The following is a 25,191-nucleotide window of genomic DNA, read 5'->3' on the forward strand; positions in this document are numbered from 1 at the left end:
CCTGAGCTAGCTGGAGCCTGAGCTAGCTGGAGCCTGAGCTAGCTGGAAACTGAACTAGCTGGAAACGGCCTCGACCTTGGTACGCCGGAAGCGTTGCTGGAACCGGGGTATCCACGGGGCGTCCGGAGCGGCGTCCAGGATGCCGCCGTCCGGGTCGTCGGCGTACGACTCGCGGACCGCGTCGAGCTCGGGTCGCCAGATCTCGCGGATCACCAGCCCGCACAGGATCAGGACGGTGACCAGGCGCAGACCCGACGCCAGCACGAACGTACCCTCGGGAATCACCGGTTTTCCGCCCGCGCCGAGCAGCTCCGCGTAGAACGCCGCGAAGTACCCGATCTCGGCGACCGTCCAGGCCAGGATGGCGCCCCACTTCGGCCGGGCCAGCACGATCAGCGGCAACAGCCAGAGCACGTACTGCTGCGACCACACCTTGCTGAAGATCAAGAACGCGGCGACCACCAGGAAGGCGACCTGGCCGAGCCGGGGGCGGCGCGGGGCGAGCAGGGTGAGCAGCGCGATCCCGCCGCAGGCGAGGAAGAACAGGCCGTAGCTGACCCAGTTCAGCACCGGGATGTGGTCACTCAGCCACTGGAACGGGCCCTGGTCGCCGACCACCCCGGTGTTCCACTTGGTGTCCAGGAAGCGGCCGATGTACCAGATCGTGCCCCAGTCGATCGGCCTGGTCGTGTTCAGGTCGAAGAACCGCATCCAGGAGTCGCGCCAGAGCAGCAGCACCGGCGCGTTCACCACCACCCAGACACCGAGGGCCGCCGCGAACGCGTAGCCCCACTCCAGCACCCGTTTGGAGCGCAGGCTCAGGATCAGCAGCGGGCCGAGGATGAACAACGGCCACAGCTTGGCCGCGCCGCCGAGCCCGATCAGGATGCCGGCCAGCGCCGGATGTCGCCTGGTCCAGGCGTAGAGGCCGAACGCGTACAGGCCGATCGCGAGGAAGTCCCAGTTCACGGTCGTGACGAGCAGCAGGATCGGGGACAGGGCGAAGAGCGCGACGTCCCATGGTCGTCGCCGGCGCAGGGCGAGCATCACGCCGGCCGTGGCCACCGCCAGGACGCCGAGCAGCAGCGCGGTGCCGTCGTAGAACCAGGTTCCCTGGTTGATGGCCGGGTTGTTCTTGCCGATCGCGTGCACCGGCAGGCCGACGGCGCCCATGAAGAGGCCGGTGACCACCGGGTACTCCACCGCGTGGTCGCGGTAGGGCACCTTGCCCTCGTTGAGGCCCTCGGCGTAGTAGAGCGCCAGCACGTCGGTGTAGCAGAACCGGGTGTACTGCATGTTGTTCTGCCAGTCGCCGTCCCGGCAGGGCGACTTCTGCACCCAGTGCAGGGCGAGCGTCAGGCAGCAGAGCGCCAGCACGATGCGGGCGGCGGTCCAGAACCGGCCGGGCCGCGAGCTCGGGTTGACCGCGTGTGTGCCGAGCGGGCCACCGATCGCCTCGGACAGACCGCGGACGAAGGCGTCCGACGCTGCGGGCTTCTCGAGGTGATCAGGCTCGGTGCTCATGACTTGGCATCATGCCTCATGAACCACACGAAAACGGCGCTCGCCCCCGGCGGTGCGGGGACGAGCGCCATCAGCTAACCGGTGAGCGCCGCTAATTCGGCTCGGCGTTCTGACCGCCGCCCTGATCGGTGTTATCGCCCGGTTGGGTGGGGTCACCGTCGTTCTGGCCGCCGCCGTTCTCGCCGCCGTTCTCGCCACCGTTGTTCTCGCCACCGTTGTTCTGCCCACCGTTGTTCTGGCCGCCGTTGTTCTGGCCGCCGTTGTTGTTGCCGGGCAGACCCGGGATGTTGATGCCACCCGGGTTCGGCGGGTTCTGCGGGTTCTGACCGTCCTGGCACAACTGGGCGAGCAGGTCACACGCCGGGTTCTCGGGCTTCTCGGGGGGGAGGCCGTTGCCCTTCTTGTTCGGGTCGCCGACCTTCTCGTCCGGCAGGAAGTCGTCCTTCGGGTAGTCCATCGCCTTGTTGGCGAGGTCGAGGAAGGTCTTCCAGACCTCGCCCGGCACCGAACCACCGCTCATGCCGCTCTTGCCGTTCGGAGTCTTGAAGATCGGCTGCGGCACCATCTTCTTCTTGACTTCCTTCTCACGGCCAATCCAGACCGTGGCCGCGATGTGTCTCGTCCCGCCGACGAACCAGGCGTCACCGTTCTGGCTGGTGCTGCCGTCCTTGAACTCCCAGGTGCCGGACTTGCCGATGGCCTTGTAGCCGTCCTTCAGCGTCTTGTCGTTCTTGCCCGGGATCTTCTGCAGCACGTGGTCGATCGCCGCCACGACGTTCTTCTCGAAGACCTGCTTGTCGGTCTTCTTCTCCTTCTTGTACGCCTGGAACTTGCCCGCGGCGTCCCGCTTCATGACCGTCTTCACGAAGTGGGCCTTGTTGTAGACGCCGTCGTTGGCCAGGGTGGCCACCCCGCTCGCGTGGTCGAGCGGGGTGATCGGGTACTGCCCGTACCCGATCTCGTTGCCGAGCTGGGCCTTGAGCTTGGCCTCATCGGTGACCTTGTTCAGGTCGATGCGGCCTTGCTGCCCGGTGATGAAGTTGACGCCGGCCTTGCGGGCGGCCTCGGCCACCTTGTCCGATCCGAGCTTGGCGGCCAGGTGGTAGAAGCAGAAGTTGTACGACTGGATCGTGCACGTCTCGAGCGAGCAGCGCCGCTTGTCACACTGGAGGTTCTCCCGGCTGGCGTTGTTGATCGCGTCGCCGCCGATCTTCTTCACCTCGGCGTCCCAGGTGGTGTCGAAGCCGTAGCCGTCGCTCAGCGCCGCGAGCAACGTGTAGATCTTGAACGACGAGCCCGGGGGCCGGCCGCCGCCGATGAAGTCGCCCGAGTCGTTGTAGTTCGGCCCGGCGTAGTCCCAGCCGGTGCCCTTCGGGCCGCCGTAGTAGGCGAGCACCCGCCCGGTGCCTGGGTCGACCGCCGTCAGCGCCGTCTTGTACGTCGCCTCGAAGTCGTGCAGCGGCGATTCTTCGTTGGCCCGGTTGGCCGCGGTCTCGGCCGCCTTCTGCACCGCCGGGTCGATCGTCGTGGTGATCCGCAGACCACCCTTCGACTGCTCCTCGGAGGAGATGCCCATCGCCCGCAGCTCGTTCTTGACGTACTTGACGATCTTGCCCGTGGCCTGCTGGCTGCCGCAGTCGGTGCGGCACTTGTTCGGGTCGAACTTCTGCACCGTGGGGAACTTGGCCGGCATGTCGGCGGGCTTGAGCCAGCCCTTCTCGACCATGTTGTTCAGCGTGTACTGCCAGCGCTCCTTGGCGTTCTGGAGGCTGTTCTGCGGGTCGTAGCCCTGGTGCGTGGCGGACGGCTCGGGCTGCTTGATCACCGACGCGATGACCGCGGCCTCGGCCGGCGTGATCGCGCCCTTGGCGCCGGGCTGGGTGATCGACGAGCGGTTGTTGCCGAAGTACGCCTTCACGGCGGCCTCGATGCCGTACGCGCCCCGGCCGAAGTACACCGAGTTGAGGTAGCGGCCGAGGATCTCTTCCTTGGAGTAGTGGTCCTCCATCTTGCGGGCGATGACCGCCTCACGCAGCTTGCGGTTGTAGCTGATCTCCTTCAGCTCCGCCGCGTGCCGGGCGTACTGCTGGGTGATCGTCGAGGCGCCCTGCGTGTCGCCGCCGGTGAAGTTGTTCCACGCGGCCCGCATGATGCCGAGCATGTCGATGCCGTGATGGTCCTTGAAGTTCTTGTCCTCCGCCGCCATCACCGCCTCGCTGATGACGGGGTTGATGGTCTGGTACGGCACCAGCGACCGGTTCGTGTCGCCGACCGTGGCCAGCAGCGTCTTGTCGTTCGACGCGAACAGCTGGGTGACCTGGTCCTCGGCCTTGGGCTCGGTGAGCTGCACGTCGTCGAAGAACCACGTGCCGGCCACCACGCCGCCGCCGAGCAGGATCACCACGATCGCCGCGGCCGCGGTGAGGATGTTCGCCCGGCGGCGCTTCTTGGCCGACTTGGTCAGGTCCTTGCCCTTGGGTCCGCCCGGTCCGCCGCCGGGGCCCTCGAGCTGGTCGTAGGACGGGCCGGGACGCACCGCGGCACGGGCCACGGAGGCGGAGCCGACCGACGCGGAGCCGACCGACGCGCGACCACCGACCCGGGCCGAGCCCACGGGGGCGTTGCCCATCGGGGGGCCGCCGACCGAGGCACGTCCGCCCACGGGCACACGGCCGCTGGTTCCGCCCACGGAGGCCGAGCCACTCACGCCGGCACGGCCGCCAGGGGCGGAGCCACGCCGATAGGCGTCAGGCGTAGGAGCAGGCCCGGACCCGGGCACGTTGGCCCGGGCGCGCGCAGACTGCGGATCGCCGTACGAGTTCATCGGTCACACCTACCGGTCGAGGTGCCGCGCCCGGGTAGCCCTGGAGGGGCTGCCACAGGCGGCGTCACAGACTGACGTCATGGGCTGCTCGGTCACAGCCGTCCTGTCGGATGTCCAGAATGACCGATTGCGGGGCTGGATGCCCGTACCGGTCTCAAACGTGTCCACGTTAGCGAGGGCGGATCGGTTCATCGACGACCCTCCCATCGGTGTGACGTCGACCCCGCTGCCGCCGCGTCCCGGCCCGGCTCGTCGGCGTCCAACGCATCCCGCCCGAGCAGGAACTGCTCGGTCAGGTGGTTCCAGGAACAGGACTGGCACACCTCGACGACGAACACCTGGAACTCACGCAGTGTCATCGCCAGGACCGGAAGTTCCGCGAGTTTGCGGGCCTGTCCGGCGGACTGCTTGAGCTCGTCGCCGTAGATGTAGTGCACCAGGGTCAAGTTGTCGAGACGGCAGACCGGGCAGCGGTCCTCGGTGGGTTCACCGTGAAATCTGGCCGCGTTCTTCAGGTACGGCGACGCATCGCAGACCTCGAGGGTCCCGACAAGCCCCTTGTGCAGGTCACGCAGCAGCGCTCGCTTCTGAAGCGAGTAGTCCACCACCTGCCGCTGCGTCCGCACGGCGTAGAGAGTACGCGGTCACCCCGGTCCCGGCGACAGTCATCACGCAGGGTGGCGCCGTGGTCGCGTACGCATGATCTGGTTGCCGTTTGTTCCGACCCGCTCTACGGTTGCGATGTATCGGGGCGATACATCGGAGAGGGGGGATCGGGATGATCGAGTTGGCCATCCTCGGCCTCCTGCAAGAAGCCCCGATGCATGGGTACGAGCTCCGCAAGGAACTCGCCACCAAACTCGGCACGCTGCGCGCCGCGATCAGCTACGGAACGCTCTACCCCACGCTCAAGCGCCTGCAGACCGGCGGCTGGATCACCACGGCGGGCAATGCCGACGTGGCCGAGGCCCCTCCGCTGACCAGCAAGCGCGGCCGGGTCGTCTACAAGATCACCGCCGAGGGCAAGGAGCGGTTCGCCGCGATGCTCGCCCAGGCGGGTCCCGAGACGTACGACGACGCCGGCTTCGGCGTGCACTTCGCGTTCTTCGCCCGGACCGACCGGGCCACCCGGCTGCGGATCCTCGAGGGTCGCCGCCGCCGGGTCGAGGAGCGTCGGGAGGGGCTGCGCGACGTGCTCGCGCGGGCCTCGGACCGGCTCGACGCCTACACCCTCGAGCTGCAACGACACGGACTGGACGCCTGCGAGCGCGAGGTCCGCTGGCTGGAGGAGCTGATCACGAATGAGCGCTCCGGCCGTTCCCCTTCCGCGCGTACGACGGAAGGGGAGACATCCCCCGCAGATCCGGGCCCGCCTGAGGACCGGTCATCATGACCAAGGAGGCAAACGCGATGGGCTCCGTCCGCGTCGCCATCGTCGGTGTGGGTAACTGCGCCTCGTCCCTGATCCAGGGCGTCGAGTACTACCGCAACGCCGACCCGACCGACCGCGTCCCCGGTCTCATGCACGTGACCTTCGGCGACTACCACGTCGGCGATGTGACCTTCGTCGCAGCGTTCGATGTGGACGCCAAGAAGGTCGGCATGGACCTGGCCGAGGCGATCGTCGCCAGCGAGAACAACACCATCAAGCTGTGTGACGTGCCCCCGACCGGGGTGACCGTCCAGCGTGGACCGACCTTCGACGGCCTGGGGCAGTACTACCGGGAGATCATCGACGAGTCGTCGGCCGAGCCGGTGGACGTCGTCCAGGCGCTGCGTGACGCCCAGGTCGACGTCGTGGTGTCGTACCTGCCGGTGGGCTCGGAGCAGGCCGACAAGTTCTACGCCCAGGCCGCCATCGACGCCGGCTGCGCGTTCGTCAACGCCCTGCCGGTGTTCATCGCCTCCGACCCCGTGTGGGCCCAGAAGTTCACCGACGCCGGCCTCCCGATCGTCGGCGACGACATCAAGAGCCAGGTCGGCGCCACCATCGTGCACCGCGCGCTGGCCAAGCTGTTCGAGGACCGCGGCGTCGAGCTGCTGCGTACGTACCAGCTGAACTTCGGCGGGAACATGGACTTCATGAACATGCTGGAGCGCACCCGCCTGGTGTCCAAGAAGATCTCCAAGACCCAGTCGGTGACCAGCCAGATCCCGCACGAGATGGTGAAGAGCGACGTGCACATCGGCCCGTCCGACCACGTGCCGTGGCTCGACGACCGCAAGTGGGCCTACATCCGGCTCGAGGGCCGCAGCTTCGGCGACACCCCGCTGATGGCCGAGCTCAAGCTCGAGGTGTGGGACTCGCCCAACTCGGCCGGCGTGATCATCGACGCCGTCCGCGCGGCCAAGATCGCCAAGGACCGCGGCATCGGCGGCCCGATCCTGAGCGCCAGCTCGTACTTCATGAAGTCGCCGCCGGAGCAGTACAACGACCACGACGCCAAGGCGGCGGTCGAGGCCTTCATCAAGGGCGAGATCGAGCGCTAAACTCGTCGCGTGACGTCCCCGGGGGGTCGAGCCGATGGCTCGGCCCCTCGTGTCATCCGGTCGGCCGTTCCACCCACGCCGGCCAACCCGACCCGTCACCCCACCAACCTTCTGATGGGTACGCTCGGCAGCGCTGTATTACTGGTGTCGTTGGTGGCCGCGTGCGCCCGCCCCGGCAACACCCCGCCGCAGGCCCCGGTCCCCGGCAACACCACGGTCCAGGTCACCATCAGCGGCGCCGCCACCGGCCAGGCCACGATGCAGGTCTCCGCCTTCATCGAGCAGGTCTCGCCGAGCGCGCGCCCGTGCCTGCCGAACTCGATGCTCGCCCGCCTCCCCGACGGCGAGATCCCGGTCGGCCCCAGCGGCCCGGTGGCCCCCTCACCGTGTCGTCGCTGAGCCGATCGTCAGGCGATCAATTTCTCAAGCCGCGCGACGCGGTCTCGCGTCTTATCGGCGAGCGCGCGCCATCTCACCTCCTCATCGACATCCCCGCGGTCGCGCGCCTCCTCAGCAAAGCGATCTATGTCGGTCGCCTCGGCCAAGAACGACGTCACTGCCGGCGCAACTGTCGTGGGGCAGTGGGTGGTCTCCTTTCGGAACTTGATCATCATCTCGGTGGCGAAGGCGCTGCTGAGTGCGCACCACTGGTCGTAGACCTGCGCCTCCGTTTCGTTGGCGATCGCCTTGATCGACCTCAGCCTTTCGAACAGCTTCCCAAGATGCGCGATTGCCTCTTCGTGAGCAGCTCCTCCTGAGTCCATGCCGCATTTTTACTCTTGCCTATAGTCATGAGTCAACATGACATCTATCATCTAGTTATGCGCCCCAGGAGCGCTCCAGCGCGACCCGCGCCTCCAGCTCGAGCAGCTTCCGTTTGCGCTCCAGCCCACCACCGAAACCGACCATCTTGCCCCCGGCCCCGACCACCCGATGGCACGGCACGATGACCGGCACCGGGTTGTGGTTGCACGCCGTGCCGACGGCCCGGGACAACCCGACATCACCCAGCGCGGTGGCGATCTCGCCATAGGTGACCATCTCGCCGTACGGAATCTTGGCGATCTCGGCCCACACCGACCGCTCGAACTCGGACCCGCCGCGCATCTCCACCGGCAGCGTGAACTCGGTCAGCCGCCCGGCGAAATAGGAACGCAGCTGATCGGCCACCGGCCCGGCGCCCTCGACCGGCCCGGACGCGGCGAACCGCACCCCGACGACGGTCGCACCGTCGAGCGAGACTCCCAGCGGACCGATCGGCGACTCCACCACCACATGCATGGCGACGATTCTGCTCGGGCCCTACGACAAGTTCTGGTCCCGGGCCCACTTCAGCAGTTCGGCCTCGGCCTCGTCACGGTCGAGCGGGCCACGGTCCAGGCGCAGTTCCCGGAGGTGCTTCCAGGCCTTGCCGACGATCGGGCCGGGCGGGACGCCGAGCAGCTCCATGATCGCGTTGCCGTCGAGATCGGGGCGTACCCGGGCCAGGTCTTCCTCGGCCGCCAGCCGGCTGATCCGTTCTTCCAGCGCGTCGTAGTCGGCGGCCAGCTGCGCCGCCTTGCGCCGGTTCCGGGTCGTCACGTCGGACCGGGTCAGCTTGTGCAGCCGGGACAGCAGCGGTCCGGCGTCGGTGACGTAGCGGCGTACCGCCGAATCGGTCCACTCGCCCCGGCCGTACCCGTAGAAGCGCAGGTGAAGAGCGACCAGCTCGACCACGTCGGAGGTCACGTCCTTGGGATAGCGCATCGCCTTCATGCGCTGCTTGGTCATCCGCGCGCCGACCACCTCGTGGTGGTGGAAGCTGACCCGCCCGTCGCGGCCGACGTCCTTGGTGGCCGGCTTGCCGACGTCGTGCATCAGCGCGGCCATCCGCAGGGTGAAGTCGGGCCCGGTGTCGCCCTCGAGGCGGATCGCGTTCTCGACCACGATCAGCGTGTGCTCGTACACGTCCTTGTGCTGGGCGTGCTCGTCGATCTCGAGCTTGAGGCCGGACAGCTCGGGCAGGAAGCGGTCAGCCAGCCCGGTGTCGACGAGCAGCCGCAGGCCGGTGACCGGGTCGGCGCCACTGAGCAGCTTGGTGAACTCGTCCCGGATCCGCTCGGCGGTGATCCGGTCGAGGTCGGCGGCCATGTCCCGCATGACCGAGAGGACCGATTCGTCAACCTTGAACCGGAGCTTCGAGGCGAACCGGGCGGCCCGCAGCATCCGAAGTGGATCATCACCGAAGGAGAGGGAAGGAGCGGCCGGGGTACGGATCAGGCCGGCCGCGAGATCTTGCAGGCCACCGTACGGATCAGTGAACTGGTGCCCCGGCACCGAGACGGCCATGGCGTTGATCGTGAAGTCGCGCCGCTGCAGGTCGTCGAGCAGATTATCGCCGTACGTGACGATCGGGTTCCGGGTGACGCCGTCGTACGCCTCGGCCCGGAACGTCGTGATCTCGATCCGCAGGCCGTCCTTCTGCACGCCGATCGTGCCGAACTCGCGCCCCGTCTCCCAGATCGCGTCGGCCCAGCCCTTGACCACCGCGAGCGTCTGTTCCGGCCGCGCGTCGGTGCAGTAGTCGAGGTCGTCGCCGAGCCGCCCGAGCAACGCGTCGCGAACCGACCCGCCCACGAGATGGAGTTCGTGGCCGGCGTCGGCGAAGCGGCGACCCAGCTCGTCGGAGATCGGAGAGACGCGCAGCAGCTCCGCAACGGCGTTGCGCTGCGCCGAGTTCAGTACAGACATGGGACGACCAGCGTATCGGTCGTGGCGGCGACCGGCGGAAGCGGGCAGGATGGGCGTCGTGCCCGTTTCTGAGGCGCTGAGCCGCCTCAGCCAAGATCCCGCGTTCTGGGCCAGCGTCCTGACCGGTGACCGCTTCACCGAGAGCCGGCCGACGCTGCACGTCTCCTTCCCGGTCGTCGGCGGCTACGCCCTGGTCCTCGAGGCCGATCTCGACGGCGGCGAGCGCGCCCTCGGCCTGCGCAGCCCGGCCAGCCTGGAGCCGATCCAGCTCGGCTGGACCGCGCCCGGTCTGCCGCTGCCGGCCGCGTTGCGCTGGTGGGAACTCGATCTCTGCGCCCGGGTGATCGCCCTGGAAGATCCGACCCTCCCGCACCCCGGCCTGGTGGTGGCCCTGCTCTCACCGTTCGCGCCGGCGCTGCCCGAGGACAACGGGCACGAGATCACCCAGGTCCGCACGGCCGCCTACCGCTCCCTGCTGCGCCCGCCGCCCGGCGACGAACCGCCCGACCCGCGCCGCGAGCCACCGTTGCCCCTGTTCACCGACGCCGCCTGGTGGCCGTCCCCCCGGGTGCTCGACGACGCCACGATCACCCGGTACCTGACCGCCGACCAGCCCCACGCCGAGGTCCGCTCCGGTCACCGTTTCCCCCGGGCCGACCTCGACCGCATGCTCCGGCTGGCCGACCGGCGGCTGGCCGAGCTCGCCGACAACCCCCTTTTCGCGCGGGTACGCCCGTCCGCCCGCCAAATCACCGAGAGCGGCGACCTCTCCCACGTGTCCGAGCTGGTGCACGTGCTGACCGAGGCCGGCTGCGACCACCCGACCGTGCTGGACGCCCTCAGCGAGCCCCTGGTGCCGGCCGAGGCCTGCTGGATGGTCGAGACCCTGGCCGGCGCCGCACCCGGCACCCTGCTGCGCCGCTGCGTCTAGCACGTCTCCTCGCACACCGCCCCGGCCTGTGGATGACGCCGGAACACTCCCGTCCTGTGGATGACGCCCAGGCCCATCCCGCCGCCCGCGCTACGTTCCCGCCCACCCAGAGGGCGGGGGCGGTGGCGGTCCTTGCGCGCGTGCGCGCGTGCGCGCGCGCACGCGCGCACGAGACGCACAAGACGGCTGGAAAGTTGCATCGGGGGCGGTGCGGTGGGCGCGCTCACACGCCACGGCTTTAGGCTTCGCTGCGAAAGACGAGCAGGGGAGAACAGCGTGACCGGCGGCCTGTACCGCAGTTCGCACGCCGAACACCAGGGCGGCGCGCCCGGGGCCACCGACGTCAGCCCGAGCGACCTCGACGAGCCGGAGGCGCCCGAGACCGTCCATCCGGAGGATGGCGGGCCGGACGACGACCACCAGCCACGTCCCGAGGACAGCGGCGTCATCCCGTCCGAGGGGCCGACGCCCGGTGTGGTGGCGGCCGAGGAGGCGCTCCCGCCCGAGCAGCCCGTGCCCGGCACCACGCGGCAGAGCGCCATCATGGCCGTCTGGAGCTTCGTCAGCCGGGTCATCGGCTTCGTCCGCAACGCCCTGGTCGGCATGACGCTGGGTTCGGCGGTCGGCGACGCGTACACCAGCGCCCAGTTCCTGCCGAACCAGATCTACGAGCTGCTGCTCGGCGGCATCCTGACCAGCGTCCTGATCCCGTTGCTGGTGCGCCGCCGGAAGGCCGATCCGGACGGCGGTCAGGCGTACACCCAGAAGCTCCTGACCTTTGCCATGGTCAGCCTGGGCATCGCGACGGTCCTGGTGGTCCTGGCCGCGCCGGTCATCACCTGGATCCAGTCCGGCGGCAGCACCACGCCCGAGTATCGCGACCTGGTCACGATGTCCGCGTACCTGATGTTGCCGATCATCTTCTTCACCGCTCTGTCCGCGCTGATCGGCGCCGTGCTCAACGTCCGCGGGCACTTCACCGCACCGATGTGGGCGCCGATCCTGAACAGCGTCGTGGTGATCGCGGCCTGCGGCGTCTTCCTGCTGTTCCTCAACAGCCCCGACGGCCTGACGATCGCCGACATGACGCCGGCCCGGGTCGCGGTGATCGGCGGCGGCACCCTGCTCGGCATGATCGTCCAGGCGCTCGGGTTGCTGCCGGCCCTGCACAAGGTCGGTTTCCGGTGGAGCTGGCGGTGGGACCCGCGCGGCCTCGGGCTCGGCGAGATCGGGCGGCTGGCCGGCTGGATGCTCTGCTACGTGGTGGCCAACCAGGTCGGGGTCTTCATCGTGGTCCGGCAGCTGAGCGGCGTCTCCGGCAACGACAACGCGAGCACGCTGGCCTACAACTACGTCTACCTGCTGACCATGATGGCGCACGGGATCATCGGGGTGTCGGTGATGACCGCCCTGCTGCCGAAGATGAGCGCGGCCGCGGCCGCGGGCCGGTTCGCCGACGTCAGCGAAGATCTGCGCCGCGGCATCCGGCTGGTCACGACGGCCCTGGCCCCGATCGCGGCGGTCTACGCGGTGCTCGGTGTGCCGATCGCGGTCACGCTCTTCCAGGGTGGCAACTTCAGCCTCGATGCCGCGCACGCCACCGGCACGGTTTTGGTCACCGGTTCGCTGGTCGTCATCCCGCTGTCGATCAGCTACCTGTGCACGTACGCGTTCTACTCGCTGCAGGGCAACAAGACGGTCGCGCTGATCAACATCCCGGTGGTCGCGCTGCGCGTCACCGGGTACCTGGTGCTCGCCCGGGTGCTGTCCGAGTCGATGGCCGCGGCCGGGATGACGGCGGCCAACGCCATCTCGTACGCTCTCTCCGCGGTGATCTCGCTGTCGGTGCTGCGGCGTCGGATCGGCCGGCTCAACCTCGGCTCCCTGGTCGCCGCAGTGCTCAAGGTCTTCGTGGCCGCGGCGGTGGCCGGTGTGCTGGGTTGGCTGGTGGTGCGGCTGCTGCCCGGTGGTGGCCAACCGGACCGCCTCGACGCGCTGCTGCAGCTGGTGGCGGGTGGTGCGGTGATCCTCGTGGCCTACCTCGGGGTGGCCGCTCTGCTGCGGGTGTCCGAGATCAGCCAGGTCGTCGGGACGGTCCGCCGCAAACTTGGACGTTGACGACTATGCACAAGCTGTGGATAACTTTCTGATCAGACAGTTCGGCTCCGCCATTCGGACGAACCACCCCAGCCAGGGCTTTGTTTGGCGCTGCCGCGCCAGGGGGATGACCTGTGGGCCGGTGGCGGCGGGCGGGTAAGGTCGCTCTGGACACGTGTGCACCACCGAGGGAGGACGGGTGACCCAGGTCGGCGAAGGCCAGGAGACCACGGCCGATGAGTCCGGTCCGGTCATGACCTTCGGTGCACCCACCGTCGGTGAGATCCTGGCGGAGCGCTACCAGCTAGAGGAACACGTCAACAACGACAGCGCCGGCCGTCAGGTCTGGCGCGGTATTGATGTGATCCTCCGCCGCCCAGTTGCGGTTGTGCTGCGCTATCCGGGTGGCGACTCGGCCACCGAGATGCTTCAGGCCGCGGTCGCCGCGAGCCGGGTGATTCATCCCAACCTCTGCGGCGTGTACGACGCGATCGACGAGAGTGCGCGGGCCTATGTGGTGCGCGAGTGGGTCGACGGCGAGGCATTGCGTGACCTGATCGCCGCCAACGGCCCGCTCGAGCCGGCCCGGGCCACCGCGATCGCTCATTCGATCGCCGACGCCCTGGCCGCGGTGCATGCCACCGGCATGGTGCACGGCAACGTGCACCCGGGAACGACCCTGATCGGCGACGACGGCCGGGTCGTGCTGGCCGACGCGCGCGCCGACTCGGCCGATTCCACCGAGGGCGACGTGCGGGCGGTCGGTGGCCTTCTCTACTACGCGCTCACCGGCACGTGGCCCCATGCCGAGCTCGGCCAGTCCGCGCTGCCCGACGCCGACCGTGACGCGAGCGGTGTGCTGCCCTCGCCGCGGACCATCCGCGCGGGCGTGCCGGCCTACCTCGACGACCTGACCATGGACCTGCTCGACAAGCGGGTCGCGGCGCCCGATGCCGACGCCCTGGCGGCCGAACTCGACCGGCTCGACGCGGCCGACGACGACTACGAAGATGTCGGCCCGCTGCGGTTCGCCCAGAACAGCACGGCGACCGAACCGGTCCGCAGCACCCGCAAGATCGTCTTCGGGGTCGGCGCGCTGGTCGTGATCGCGCTGGTCGGCCTGATCTTCGGCATCCGGGCGATCAGCAACTCGGGCAAGCCCGACCCGACGCAGACCAACCAGGCCGGCACCGCGCCGGCCGGGCAGGACGGCGGCGAGCAGACCCCGGGCGGCCAGGCCGAAGCGCCGCCGCCGGCGAAGATCCCGCTGACCGCCGACATGGTCCGCATCGTCGACCCGCCCAAGGGCAGCCGGAGCGACAAGGGCGAGTCCGAGTTCACGGTCGACGACGACAAGGAATCCGGCTGGGAGACCCAGCGCTACAACCAGTCCAACTTCGGCAACAACAAGCCGGGCATGGGCGTGCTGATCCACCTCCCGTCGCCGCGATCGATCGCCGATGTCCGGGTCGAGACCACCACGGCCGGTGTGGCCATGGACATCCGGGTCGGCACGAGCGACCCGGGCGACAGCTCGCAGGGCGACAAGAAGATCGTCGAGAGCTACAAGAAGCTCGGCGAGGCCGACACCAGCAAGACCGACGGGACCAAGGAGATCTTCCCGGTCTTCGACCCCGACCAGAAATACCAGTACATCCTGGTGTTCATCACCGACCTGCCGAAGGCCGACGACGGCAGCGGCAAGTACAAGCTGACGATGAACAACCTCGAGCTGTGGGGCTACTGACCGGGTCCCGGCGACTCGCCGGTGTCGACTAGATTCTCAGCGTGACCACCGGCGGTGCAACCGAGGGCGTGACCGACGCCGAGCTGTTGCACGCCCATGTCGAGGGTGACCCCGAGGCGTTCGCCGAGCTGGTCCGGCGCCACCGCGACCGGCTGTGGGCGGTGGCCCTGCGAACGGTCGGCGACCGGGAAGAGGCCGCCGACGCGGTGCAGGACGCGCTGCTGTCGGCCCACCGCGCGGCCGCCCGGTTCCGGGGCGACGCCCAGGTCACGACCTGGCTGCACCGCATCGTGGTGAACGCCTGCCTCGACCGCGTCCGCAAGCGCCAGGCCCACCCGACCGTGCCGCTGCCGGACGGCCGGCACACCGACGACGGCGCCGCCGCGACCGGTCCCGAGCCGGCCGCACCGGTCCGCGACCACGAGACCGCGCTGGTGGTCCGGCAGGCGCTGGCCGAGCTGCCGGCCGAGCAGCGGGCCGCGCTGGTGCTGGTCGACGTCCAGGGCTACCCGGTGGCCGAGGCCGCCGAGATCCTCGGGGTGGCCGAGGGCACGATCAAGAGCAGATGCGCGCGCGGCCGGGCACGGATGGCTCTGCGGCTCGGCCATCTCCGCAAGGGAGACGATGGTCACGGGAACCACCAGCCGACCGGCAGCGTCCCATCCGGGTCGGTGCAGGCGAGGTCCGAGGGGAGGAAAAGCCGATGACCGCGGACGAGTTCGGCACGGTCGATGTCGACCTGCTGGCCGACTACATCGGTGACGCCCTCGACGGGCCCGATCACGAGCGTGTCGCGCGCCTGGTCGCCGACGACCCCGAGTGGCGTTCGGCTTACGCCCTGCTGTCCCCGGGAATGGACTCGGTCTCGGCCGAGCTGAGTGCGATGGGTTCCGCTCCCGAGCAAATGCCCGACGATCTTTGGGTACGCCTGGACGACGCGTTCCGATCGCCCATCGCCGACCCCTCGACGATTCCGGCCGACCTCGCCACGCCCGCCGAGCCCCATCTCGAGCCGGTTCGCGCCGACCGCCACCTGGTTTCCGTACCCACCGAAGTTTCCGCGCCCACCGGAGCTTCCGTACCCACCGAAGTTTCCGTACCCACCGAACGGTCTGAGCGCAAGAACACGTCGCGCCGGCGCCGCCTTCGCTGGGCCGCACCCATCGCCGCGGCCGCGGGGGTCGTCGCCTTCGCCGGTTTCGGCGCCGCCTACCTGAGCAACAGCAAGAGCTCCCAGGACAACGCCACGTCGAGTGCGGCCGGTGCGGCCGACATGCCGCAGAACGCCCCCGAGATCGCCTCCGCCGGCGGCGCGTCCGGGCTGGTCGACGGGCCGTTCGCCGGCCAGGTCAACGCCACCGGAACCAACTACTCGGAGCGGTCGCTGCGCAACACCGTCCCGTTCAACAACGCGGCCCCGAAGACCGCCGACGACGGTCCGCTGTCGGCGCCCCCGGCGCAGGAACAGGCCCGGACCGGCGGGGCGATGCCCGTGCTGCCGGCCGATCCCGGGCTGAGCCGGCTCGGCTCGAGTGACGCGCTGAGGGCCTGTCTCGAGGCGATCGCCAACCAGAACGGCGCCGGCCGCATCACCGTGCAGTCGATCGACTACGCCCGATTCAACGCCGCTCCCGCCCTCATCGTGCGGTTCACCGCCGAGGGGGTCACGCAGTCGTGGGCGACCGGCCCCGACTGCGGCGCGTCCGGTCGCGGCGCGCAGGTGCGCAAGGCCGTGCAGGTAGGCTGAGAGACCCTGGATTTCCCAGTTCGTGACGCCCGACACGGGCGTGTTCCGTACGGGAATGGCGCGTCTCTACTCTGACGTTCTAGGGTGCGGAATCGCCGGAGCGAGTGCCCCGGCGGCGACAGACTTTAGGAGTCGGCTGTGGACGAGATCCGGAACCTGATCATCATCGGATCGGGGCCGTCCGGCTACACCGCGGCGTTGTACGCGGCTCGTGCCAACCTCAAGCCGCTGGTCATCGAGGGCGTCCAGTCCGGTGGCGCGCTGATGACCACCACCGAGGTGGAGAACTTCCCCGGGCACCCCGACGGTGTCATGGGCCCCGAGCTCATGGACAACATGCGCAAGCAGGCCGAGCGCTTCGGTGCGGAGTTCCTCACCGACGACGCGACCCGGGTCGAGCTCGGCGAGAAGGTCACCGAGCCGGGGGCCGAGGGCCTCAAGACCGTGTATGTGGGCGAGACCGAATATTTCGCCCGGGCGGTGATCCTGGCCACCGGTTCCGCGTGGCGGCCGCTGGGCATCCCCGGCGAGCAGGAGCTGCTCGGCCACGGCGTGTCGTCGTGTGCGACCTGTGACGGCTTCTTCTTCCGCAACCAGTACATCGTCGTGGTGGGCGGCGGCGACTCCGCGATGGAAGAGGCGACCTTCCTCACCCGCTTCGCCGAGACCGTGACGATCGTGCACCGCCGCGACTCGTTCCGGGCCAGCAAGGTGATGGCCGCCCGCGCGCTGAACAACCCGAAGATCAAGGTCGAGTGGAACTCGGTCGTCGAAGAGATCCTCGGTGACGACGGCAAGGTCGTCGGCGCCCGGGTCCGCAACACGTCGACCGACGAGACCAAGGTCCTCGACGTGACCGGCGTGTTCGTCGCGATCGGCCACGACCCGCGCAGCGAGCTGTTCAAGGGCCAGATCGAGCTGGATGACGAGGGGTACGTCAAGGTCGACGCCCCGAGCACCCGAACCAACATCCCCGGCGTGTTCGCCGCGGGTGACCTGGTCGACCACACGTACCGGCAGGCCATCACCGCGTCCGGCACGGGCTGTGCCGCCGCGCTGGACGCCGAGCGCTTCATCGCTTCATTCGTCGAGCTGTAAATCAGGAGGTCCATCCCGTGGGAGCAACCAAGGCGGTCACCGACGCTACGTTCGCCAGTGACGTACTTCAGTCCGACAAGCCGGTGCTTGTCGACTTCTGGGCCGAGTGGTGCGCGCCGTGCCGCAAGGTCGAGCCACTGCTGGCGGAGATCGCCACGGAGATGGGCGACAAGGTCGAGATCGTCAAGGTCAACATCGATGAGAACCCCGAGACGGCTCGCGCCTACCGGGTGATGTCGGTGCCCACGCTGACCATGTTCAAGGGCGGCGAAGCGGTCAACTCCGTGGCCGGCGCCAAGCCCAAGGGCGCGCTGATCAACCTGATCGAGTCGGCTCTCTGATTGTTGTTCTACGCACCCCGCGCTCTGATCGAGCGCGGGGTGTTGTTTTGGTGCCCTGTGGGGTGATCGGGGCGGCTGCGATTGGGTAGTACGCTCCGGACGGTTGCCCCCTTCGAGCTAGAGGAGTCGCCCTCGTGCGTGCGATCCGACGTGGAGACACCGGACCGGCGGTCGCGGAGATCCGTTCGATCCTGGTTCAGCTCGATTTCCTGCCGGGCGCCGCTTCTTCTGCTTCCGCGTCCTCCTCGGCTCCTGATTCCGGGTCTTCGTCGGCTCCTGCTTCCGCGGCTCCCGCTTCCGGGGCTCCTGCTTCCGGGGCTTCGTCGGCTCCCGCTTCGGCGGCTTCCTCGGCTCTGGATGACTTCGACGCCGAAACCGAGACCGCGGTCCGGGCCTTTCAGCAGAGCCGGGGCATCGGGGCGGACGGCCTCGTCGGGGTAGAGACCTGGGCCGCCCTCGACGGCGCCCGGTGGAAGCTCGGATCGCGGACGCTCTTCCACTCCGTACCCAACGCTCTCGTCGGTGAAGACGTCAGCGCGTTGCAGGAGCGGCTGCTGGAGATGGGCTTCGACACCGGCCGGGCGGACGGCATCTACGGCGCGCGGACGGCCCGGGCGGTGGCCCAGTTCCAGCGTGAGGTCGGTCTCACCGGCGACGGCTCGTGCGGCCCGCAGACCATGAAGGCGCTGCGCCGGCTCGGCCGCAAGGTGGTCGGCGGCCGCCCGCAGTGGCTGCGCGAGGCCGAGGCGTTCCGGCAGTCCGGCCCCAACCTGGTCGGCAAGACGATCGTGATCGACCCCGGTCACGGCGGCGGGGACGATTCCGGCGTGGTGGTGCCCGACGGTCCGCTGCGCTGGACCGAGGCCGACCTGGTGTACGACGTGGCGTCGCGCCTCGAGGGCCGGCTGGCCGCGGCCGGGATGCGGGTCCACCTGACCCGTGGTCCGAAGCCGGCCCAGCCGATGAGCGGGGCACAGCGCGCCGAACTGGCCAACGGGCTGGGCGCCGACCTGCTGATCTCGCTGCACCTGGACGAGAACACCAACGCCGACGCGGAAGGCGTTGCCACCTACCACTTCGGTACGGGCAACGGGCTCACGTCGACCGTGGGGGAGCGGCTCGCCAACCTGGTGCAACGGGAGATCGTGGTCCGGACCGGCCTGGAGAGCTGCCGGGTGCACGCGAAGACGTGGGAGTTGCTGCGGCTGACGCGGATGCCCGCCGTACGCGTGGATCTGGGTTATCTGACGTCGCCGAAGGACCGCGACCGGCTGGTGAACCCGCTGTTCCGCGAGCAGGTCGTCGAGGCGATCCTGGCGGCGGTGCAGCGGATGTACTACCCGGTCGAGAACGACGTGCCGACCGGCTCGATCGACGTCCGCCAGCTGCGGATGGCAATCGCGTCCCGCCGCTCGTAGCCCTGTGGACAGCTAACAACTTCGTAAAATCCGGCGGCTACGGTGACACCCCACCCTGTGATCGGGTGGGGGGCGGGTGGCGGGCGCGATTTCACATTTCGGCGTCGCGGCCCGTTCAGCTCTGGCCGCTGCGCGTGTCAGCTCTACCGCTGCGCGTGTCAGCTCTGGCCGCTGCGCGTGGCGGTGGCCGGGCGCACGGGGCGCAGCAGCGTCTCCGGGCTCATCGAGCCGAGCAGCTTCTCCAACGCGTACTCGACGTCCGACTTCCAGGACAGAGCGGTGCGCAGCTCGAGGCGTAGACGCGGATAGCGCGGATGCGGGCGTACCGTCTTGAATCCCACCGAGAGGAAGAAATCGACCGGCGCGACGCAGCCCTCTTCGCCCTCGCCCGCCTCGCCGAACTTGGCGTCGCCGAACGCTTCGATCGCCTTGACCCCGCGCTTGGTGAGGTCGCGCGCGACGCCCTGGACGAGCATCCGGCCGAGCCCGCCGCCGGCGAACGCGGCCACCACGTGTGAGGTCATCAGCAGGACGGCATCGGCGCTGACCGGGCTGGTCGGGAACGCCATCGCTCGCGGCACGTAGGCCGGCGGCGCGTACATCACGAATCCGGCCGGCATGCCGTCGACGTAGGCCAGCTTGCCGCAGGAGCCCCACTCGAGCAGCGTCTGGGAGACCCAGGCTTCCTTCTCCAGCCCCGGGTCGCCGGACGCGCACGCCCGCTCGGCCGACACCGGGTCGAGCTCCCAGTAGACGCACTGTCTGCATGGTCGTGGCAGATCCTCGAGCGTGTCGAGAGTCAGGCTGACCAGGCGTCGCGACATGGGCGAGACCCCTCATCATCGGCGGACATGCGGACGCCCTCCGCGCCCCCGGAACGGGATCCTACGCTTCTCACTCCTTGATCGGCCCGAGAATGACCAGGCTTGCGAGTGATATCCGTGGTTAGCATGGGGCCTTTGTGGCTCGATTCCTGCTCCGTTTCTTTGCTGAGGGGTGACACGCATGACCGGCACCACACAGGACGATTACACCGACCGCTATGCGCGGCGGGTCCGGGGGATGTCCACTTCCGAGATCCGCGCGTTGTTCGCCGTGGCCAGCCGGCCCGAGGTGGTGTCGCTGGCCGGCGGGTCGCCGTACATCGCCGCGCTCCCGCTCGACGCGGTGGGCGAGATGCTCGGCCGGCTCGCGACCGAGCACGGGACGACAGCGCTCCAGTACGGCATCGGCCAGGGCACGGTCGAGCTTCGCGAACACATCTGCGAGGTGATGGCCCTGTCGGGCATCAACGACGCGTCGCCGGACGACGTGGTGGTGACGGTCGGCGGACAGCAGGCGCTCGACCTGATCTCGCGGCTGTTCCTCGACCCGGGCGACGTGGTGCTCGCCGAGGGGCCGACCTACGTCGGCGCACTCGGCGCGTTCCAGGCCGCCCAGGCACAGGTGCGGCACGTGGCAATGGACGCAGACGGCCTGATCCCCGCCGCACTGGTCGAGGCGCTCGCTGCCTCGGGCGGCCGCGCGAAGTTCCTCTACACGATCCCGACGTACCAGAACCCGGCCGGCGTGACCCTCTCCGAGGCCCGCCGCGAGGAGATCCTGAACATCTGCGCGGAGCACAACCTGCTCGTGGTCGAGGACGATCCCTACGGGATGCTCTCGTTCGAGGAGGACGCGCCGCTCCCACTACGCGCGCGCCGGCGCGACGGGGTCATCTACCTGAGCACGTTCTCCAAGACCTTCGCGCCCGGGCTGCGGGTGGGGTGGTTGTTGGCACCCCATGCGGTACGCGAGAAGCTGGTGATGATCTCCGAGGCGTCGATCCTGTGTCCCAGCGCGTTCGCCCAGGGCGCCGTGACGCAATACCTGGCGACCATGCCGTGGCGGCAGCAGATCAAGGTCTACCGCGAGGTGTACCGCGAGCGCCGCGACGCCCTGCTGATGGCGCTGTCCGACCTGATGCCGGCGGGCACCTCCTGGACGAACCCGGCCGGCGGCCTGTTCGTCTGGGCAACCCTGCCCGAGGGCCTGGACTCGAAGGCGATGATGCCCCGGGCCATCGCCGCGCGGGTGGCCTACGTTCCTGGCACCGGCTTCTACGCGGACGGCACGGGCAGGCAGAACATGCGCTTGAACTTCTCGTTCTCGTCGCCGGGCCGCCTCCGCGAGGGTGTCCGCCGGCTGGCCGGCGTGATGGAACAGGATCTCGCGATGCGGTCGATGTTCGGCACGCTGGACGAGTCCCATGCCCGGCGCGGCCGCCGAGGCGCTGCGGCAGCGGATACTCCTGGCCCTGACTTGGCATGATCATGGGCATGCCCTGGCCTTCATGTGATTCGGTTTCACGTGAAACAGGCGCCGGGTTGGTTTGGGCGCGACCGGTGTTGCGTGGCGATGCGCTCCCGCTCATGTTTGTTGGGCGGGTGGCGCGTCGCCGCCGTCACGAGCAGCGGTCTCGGGTCCATCTGCGCGCTGACCGCAAGCAGTCTCGGCATGGGCCCTCATGCGCCAGGCAGCTGATAGCGGGACAGCCCCTTTCGCCGACAGAAGGGGCGCTGCACGGTTCGCGCCTGGGCTGTTTCGGGCCTCCGCGTCCATGGTGGATCTTCCTCGCGGGCGCCGATCTCTTGTCGTACGAGCAAGTACCGTTTGGACAAATAGGACGAATTGATTTGGCGCCTTTGCCCTTAGGGAGGCGTCCCTCCAAGTCGGAATCGACCGTTGATGCCCGGCCCCTCTGGCTACGACGGTGCCGGCCTGGTCGGCGAGACGCCCGAACGTCGTCTCGTTTCCCACAGGCAACTCCTGCAACGGGTCGTCGAGAGCTTGCCACCGAGCCAGGGCAACTACGCAACCGAGGACGCACGTCGCCTGCCAGTCCAGGTTCCGCCCTGATCCCCCTGCCGACGAGAGCGACGTCAAGCCGCATCATGGCGGCGCCATCTCTCGACACACATCCGGCACTGCAGGCAACCAGCGGCCTTGGGCGTCCTCCGGCCGTCGTCCCCTCTATACGTCCGGGCGGCCCTCCGTGCGTCACCTACCGACTCGGACCGATCTGGTGGAGGGGGCCGACCCCGGACCGGCCGCACGACCCGCGTGTCGTGCGGCTGGTCACCGACGATCCCCCAGTGGCGTGCGGCTACCGCCCTGCCAACGCTGCTGTAACCAGACGCGGCGCACCTCTCACGTCAGAGGCTCTACTCACCTCATCGCCAGCAGCGCGCCGAAGGATTCTCGATGACCAGCGCCCCTGATCCGTCCGCCCCGAGCGCCGCCGCACCGACCGGTCAGTCAGCGACCACCGGCATCACCGACGCGCGCAGGTTGCCCACCGCGGACCGCGCCGGCCATTTCGACCCCGCCGACCTCCAGGTGCTCGTACTGGCCGGTGGCCTGTCCTATGAGCGCGACGTCTCCCTGCGGTCCGGCCGGCGGGTGCTCGACGCTCTTCGCGGCGCCGGTGTGTCCGCCGAGATCCGCGACGCCGACGCCGCGCTGCTGCCTTACCTCGAGGCGGACCCACCGCACGCCGTCGTCATCGCGCTGCACGGGGCCACCGGGGAGGACGGCTCGCTGCGCGGGGTGCTCGACCTGTGCGGCGTGCCGTACGTCGGCTGTGACGCCCACGCCGCCCGCCTGGCCTGGGACAAGCCCTCGGCGAAGTCGCTGCTGCGCGAAGCGGGCATCCCGACCCCGGACTGGGTGGCGCTGCCGCAGGACCGCTTCTCGGAGTTGGGCGCCGCTGCCGTCCTCGACCGCCTTGCCTCGCGCCTGGGCTTGCCGCTGATGATCAAGCCGGCCCAGGGCGGCTCAGGGCTCGGCGCGACGGTGGTCCGTGAGGCGTCGGCGCTGCCCGCCGCGATGGTGGGCTGTTTCGGGTACGACTCGACGGCACTCGTCGAACGCTTCATCCCGGGCACCGCCGTCGCCGTCTCGATCGTCGACCTGGGCGACGGCCCGCAGGCCCTACCCGCGGTAGAAATCGTCCCGCGCAACGGCGTCTACGACTACGCCGCCCGCTATACCGCCGGCCTGACAACATGGCACGCCCCCGCCCGCCTGGATGAAGAGGTGGCCGCCCTGGTAGCGGAAACCGCGCTGTCGACCTACCGGGCCCTGAGCCTGCGAGACCTCTCCCGCGTAGACCTCGTGGTCGACTCGGACAACAACCCACAGGTCCTGGGCGTCAACGTCTCCCCTGGCATGACGGAGACGTCCCTGCTTCCCCTGGCCGTGCAGGCCGCCTCCCTGAACTTCGGCGTCATCCTGAAGTCATTGGTCGTGCGAGCCGCGTCCAGAGCGGCCCGGTAGTCAGGTCGCGTGTGTACTCGGCGGTGGTTGCCGACGACGCTAGGCCGACGCTTCCGCGCCCGCGCGATGGTTGCCCACGGCGCTTCCGCTCCGCGCGGCTACACCCGGCTGGACGTTTCCCCTGCGGCCTGGCGCGGGACCTTGGGTCCGTTCGGCGTGTTCGACGCGTCGTGACTGTCGTCTGCTGAGGGCGAGTGGTCGTCGCCGTCGGCCGGCTCGGCCTCGGGTGAGCCGGCTGCTGGTTTCACGGGAAACATGCCCGCCGAGCTGTCCGCGTTTGATTCCTCTGTCTGCGTACCCCAGGGGCCGGCCGGAGCCGGCACACCTTCACCAGCCACCGACGTGGTGCCCGCGGTCGGGCCACCCACCGACGCGCTCGCGGCCGCCGTGGTCTGCGACTCGGCCGTCGGGGAGGTGCTGAAAGTTCCCGGCGATTCCCACTGGATGTGCGGCGGTTCGGCGTTGGCCTCGCCCCCGAACTCGGCGAGCCAGGCCGCCACCATGGCCAGGTTTTCGCGCCACTGGTGCTCGGGGATCGTCGGCAGGATGTCGTCCCACAGCGAGAGGAAGGTGCCGCGGAGCTGCAGCTGGCCGTACGGCCGCGCCAGGAACCACATGTGCAGGTGCGCCGAGCCGTCGCCCCACCGATTCACGTGAACCCGCGCCACCCCGTCGAGCGAGCGAACCGCGCGCTCGAGCCGGACGGTCATGACGCCAAGCTCGGCGGCCAGCAGGTTCGGTAGATCGCCGAGGTCAAGATGCGAGCGGCATTCCAGAATCAGAACCATCGGCAGCCCGGTGGGCCGGTCCATCGCCCGGACACGCCAGCGTTCGCTGAACCAGATGTACGCATCGTCAGGCGTATTGCAGGCCACGCACTCGGCGGCGTCCTCACCGCTCCGCGGAGGCTCCACCGCCACGGGCGTGGCGAGCGGCTTGATGCGCATGTCGCCCTCGAAGGGGAACGACGGCCAGCGGGTGAAGTCCGGCAGGGGGGCGGCATTCTCGGGCACGAGCCTGACCTTAGTGCAGGCCACGGGGCACTGTCCCGGGTCAATTTCTCAGCAACCCCCGCGCTCACCGCCTTGACCCCGTGAAGCCCGCCGACACGTGCAAGTCGATCACTATCCGTGGGCACCAAACCACGCCCAAAGTTATCCACAGAAGTTATCCACAGGCCACGCCGTTTCACGTGAAACGCGACGTAGAACGCTTGCGCACCCTGTGGATACCCACGTGGACAACCCCTACCCACGCCCCCGTTTCACGTGAAACGGCCCCCTAACCACGCTCCTCAACAACCCAACTCACAGCCTGTGGATAACGTCCTTCTCCGATGCATCAGGCAACCTCTTTCAATCCCTCGTTCAAGCCCTTGTCACCTGGCATCCACCACCACGACCACGACTATTTCGATACATGTCTCTAGCTCGATCGGGCCTCAAGCCACGCCGCAGGCCACCGGCTCCGACCCGCCAGCCCAACCAAGATCAGCTGGCCACGTCTGGCAAGACCGATGCCGAGAAGCGCTGATCTCGGCCAACGTCGAAGAGCCCCGGCGGCGTGATCGAAGAGCCAACCAGAACACCCCGCGACTTCTCCGCAGGAACCGTGGTCGAGCAGCCGCTCGTCTGGTCACATACCGATAGCTGCGACGGGCCGGGCGGCCCTAGGCGATGGGCTGGCCCTAGGCGACGGCCGGGCCGGGACAATCAGCCGGGCCTGAGCGATGAGCCGGGCCTGAACGATAAGCCGGGCTGAACGATCGGCTGGGCGTGAGCGATGAGGCGGGCCTGAGCGATCGGCTGGGCGTGAGCGATCGGCCGAGCCTGAGCGATCGGCCGAGCCTGAGCGATCGGCCGAGCCTGAGCGATCGGCCGAGCCTGAGCGATCGGCCGAGCCTGAGCGATCGGCCGAGCCTGAGCGA

21 protein-coding genes are annotated in these 25,191 nt (G+C 69.1%); 13 read left to right on the plus strand and 8 right to left on the minus strand.

Going from position 1 to position 25,191, the window contains the following annotated elements:
• Positions 1 to 54 precede the first annotated feature (54 nt).
• The 3 genes from AB0M54_RS31500 to AB0M54_RS31510 all read right to left on the minus strand — a co-directional run bounded on the left by AB0M54_RS31500 (position 55) and on the right by AB0M54_RS31510 (position 4,974).
• Positions 55 to 1,524 carry a glycosyltransferase 87 family protein gene (locus AB0M54_RS31500; RefSeq protein ID WP_364312330.1) on the minus strand — a complete coding sequence of 490 codons (1,470 nt, stop codon included), beginning with the start codon at positions 1,522 to 1,524 and terminating at the stop codon, positions 55 to 57.
• Positions 1,525 to 1,615: 91 nt separating this feature from the next.
• The gene (locus AB0M54_RS31505) at positions 1,616 to 4,186 is read right to left on the minus strand and encodes a transglycosylase domain-containing protein (RefSeq protein ID WP_364475315.1); all 2,571 of its coding nucleotides are present in this window, start codon (positions 4,184 to 4,186) and stop codon (positions 1,616 to 1,618) included.
• Between the two features lie 350 nt (positions 4,187 to 4,536).
• Positions 4,537 to 4,974: a DUF5318 domain-containing protein gene (locus tag AB0M54_RS31510; RefSeq protein WP_364475317.1), complete on the minus strand. Its 438-nt coding sequence runs from the start codon at positions 4,972 to 4,974 to the stop codon at positions 4,537 to 4,539.
• A 152-nt stretch (positions 4,975 to 5,126) separates the two neighbouring features.
• Here AB0M54_RS31510 and AB0M54_RS31515 point away from each other — a divergent pair, with 152 nt between their 5' ends.
• The 3 genes from AB0M54_RS31515 (at position 5,127) to AB0M54_RS31525 (ending at position 7,237) form a co-directional block, all read left to right on the plus strand.
• Positions 5,127 to 5,741, plus strand: a complete 615-nt coding sequence (locus AB0M54_RS31515; protein WP_364312323.1) for a PadR family transcriptional regulator — start codon at positions 5,127 to 5,129, stop codon at positions 5,739 to 5,741.
• A gap of 17 nt (positions 5,742 to 5,758) precedes the next feature.
• Complete coding sequence (locus AB0M54_RS31520; protein ID WP_364316924.1) at positions 5,759 to 6,838, plus strand: inositol-3-phosphate synthase; 1,080 nt, start codon at positions 5,759 to 5,761, stop codon at positions 6,836 to 6,838.
• A 114-nt stretch (positions 6,839 to 6,952) separates the two neighbouring features.
• On the plus strand, positions 6,953 to 7,237 hold the full coding sequence (locus AB0M54_RS31525) for a hypothetical protein (RefSeq protein WP_364312320.1): 285 nt from the start codon (positions 6,953 to 6,955) through the stop codon (positions 7,235 to 7,237).
• Positions 7,238 to 7,245: 8 nt separating this feature from the next.
• On the opposite strand, the gene AB0M54_RS31530 is transcribed toward AB0M54_RS31525, so the two are convergent.
• Genes AB0M54_RS31530 through AB0M54_RS31540 form a run of 3 tightly spaced genes read right to left on the minus strand, consistent with a single transcriptional unit; the run spans position 7,246 to position 9,568 of the window.
• Positions 7,246 to 7,602, minus strand: a complete 357-nt coding sequence (locus AB0M54_RS31530; RefSeq protein WP_364312317.1) for a hypothetical protein — start codon at positions 7,600 to 7,602, stop codon at positions 7,246 to 7,248.
• 55 nt (positions 7,603 to 7,657) lie between these two features.
• Entirely contained in the window at positions 7,658 to 8,119 is a 462-nt protein-coding gene (locus AB0M54_RS31535) for a methylated-DNA--[protein]-cysteine S-methyltransferase (RefSeq protein ID WP_364312314.1), read from the minus strand.
• Positions 8,120 to 8,140: 21 nt separating this feature from the next.
• Positions 8,141 to 9,568, minus strand: a complete 1,428-nt coding sequence (locus tag AB0M54_RS31540; protein WP_364312311.1) for a CCA tRNA nucleotidyltransferase — start codon at positions 9,566 to 9,568, stop codon at positions 8,141 to 8,143.
• A 49-nt stretch (positions 9,569 to 9,617) separates the two neighbouring features.
• On the opposite strand from AB0M54_RS31540, the gene AB0M54_RS31545 reads away from it, so the two are divergent.
• From AB0M54_RS31545 to AB0M54_RS31580, 8 genes are all read left to right on the plus strand, one after another.
• The gene (locus AB0M54_RS31545; RefSeq protein ID WP_364475318.1) at positions 9,618 to 10,499 is read left to right on the plus strand and encodes a hypothetical protein; all 882 of its coding nucleotides are present in this window, start codon (positions 9,618 to 9,620) and stop codon (positions 10,497 to 10,499) included.
• A gap of 276 nt (positions 10,500 to 10,775) precedes the next feature.
• Positions 10,776 to 12,617, plus strand: a complete 1,842-nt coding sequence (gene murJ / locus AB0M54_RS31550; protein ID WP_364475320.1) for a murein biosynthesis integral membrane protein MurJ — start codon at positions 10,776 to 10,778, stop codon at positions 12,615 to 12,617.
• A 178-nt stretch (positions 12,618 to 12,795) separates the two neighbouring features.
• Positions 12,796 to 14,343 (plus strand): protein kinase family protein, encoded by a 1,548-nt coding sequence (locus AB0M54_RS31555; protein WP_364312305.1) that lies wholly within the window; start codon positions 12,796 to 12,798, stop codon positions 14,341 to 14,343.
• Positions 14,344 to 14,384: 41 nt separating this feature from the next.
• Complete coding sequence (gene sigM / locus AB0M54_RS31560; protein WP_364475321.1) at positions 14,385 to 15,050, plus strand: RNA polymerase sigma factor SigM; 666 nt, start codon at positions 14,385 to 14,387, stop codon at positions 15,048 to 15,050.
• Complete coding sequence (locus AB0M54_RS31565; RefSeq protein ID WP_364475323.1) at positions 15,047 to 16,090, plus strand: hypothetical protein; 1,044 nt, start codon at positions 15,047 to 15,049, stop codon at positions 16,088 to 16,090. Before sigM ends, AB0M54_RS31565 begins: the two co-directional genes overlap by 4 nt.
• A 138-nt stretch (positions 16,091 to 16,228) precedes the next feature.
• Positions 16,229 to 17,188, plus strand: a complete 960-nt coding sequence (gene trxB / locus AB0M54_RS31570; RefSeq protein ID WP_364475325.1) for a thioredoxin-disulfide reductase — start codon at positions 16,229 to 16,231, stop codon at positions 17,186 to 17,188.
• Between the two features lie 17 nt (positions 17,189 to 17,205).
• Entirely contained in the window at positions 17,206 to 17,529 is a 324-nt protein-coding gene (gene trxA, locus AB0M54_RS31575) for a thioredoxin (protein WP_364312294.1), read from the plus strand.
• Between the two features lie 134 nt (positions 17,530 to 17,663).
• Positions 17,664 to 18,947, plus strand: coding sequence for an N-acetylmuramoyl-L-alanine amidase (locus tag AB0M54_RS31580; protein WP_364312291.1), 1,284 nt, complete (start codon positions 17,664 to 17,666; stop codon positions 18,945 to 18,947).
• Positions 18,948 to 19,105: 158 nt separating this feature from the next.
• Here the strand turns inward: AB0M54_RS31580 and AB0M54_RS31585 are convergent, their stop codons facing one another.
• On the minus strand, positions 19,106 to 19,771 hold the full coding sequence (locus tag AB0M54_RS31585) for a GNAT family N-acetyltransferase (protein ID WP_364312288.1): 666 nt from the start codon (positions 19,769 to 19,771) through the stop codon (positions 19,106 to 19,108).
• A gap of 181 nt (positions 19,772 to 19,952) precedes the next feature.
• Between AB0M54_RS31585 and AB0M54_RS31590 the strand changes: the two genes are divergently transcribed.
• Complete coding sequence (locus AB0M54_RS31590) at positions 19,953 to 21,257, plus strand: PLP-dependent aminotransferase family protein (protein ID WP_364475327.1); 1,305 nt, start codon at positions 19,953 to 19,955, stop codon at positions 21,255 to 21,257.
• 933 nt (positions 21,258 to 22,190) lie between these two features.
• A complete protein-coding gene (locus AB0M54_RS31595) occupies positions 22,191 to 23,264 on the plus strand; it encodes a D-alanine--D-alanine ligase (protein WP_364475329.1) in 1,074 nt (357 codons plus the stop codon).
• A gap of 98 nt (positions 23,265 to 23,362) precedes the next feature.
• Here the strand turns inward: AB0M54_RS31595 and AB0M54_RS31600 are convergent, their stop codons facing one another.
• Positions 23,363 to 24,211: a hypothetical protein gene (locus tag AB0M54_RS31600; protein ID WP_364475331.1), complete on the minus strand. Its 849-nt coding sequence runs from the start codon at positions 24,209 to 24,211 to the stop codon at positions 23,363 to 23,365.
• Positions 24,212 to 25,191: the final 980 nt, after the last annotated feature.

The organism is Actinoplanes sp. NPDC051470 (assembly GCF_040682035.1).
Classification (GTDB): domain Bacteria; phylum Actinomycetota; class Actinomycetes; order Mycobacteriales; family Micromonosporaceae; genus Actinoplanes.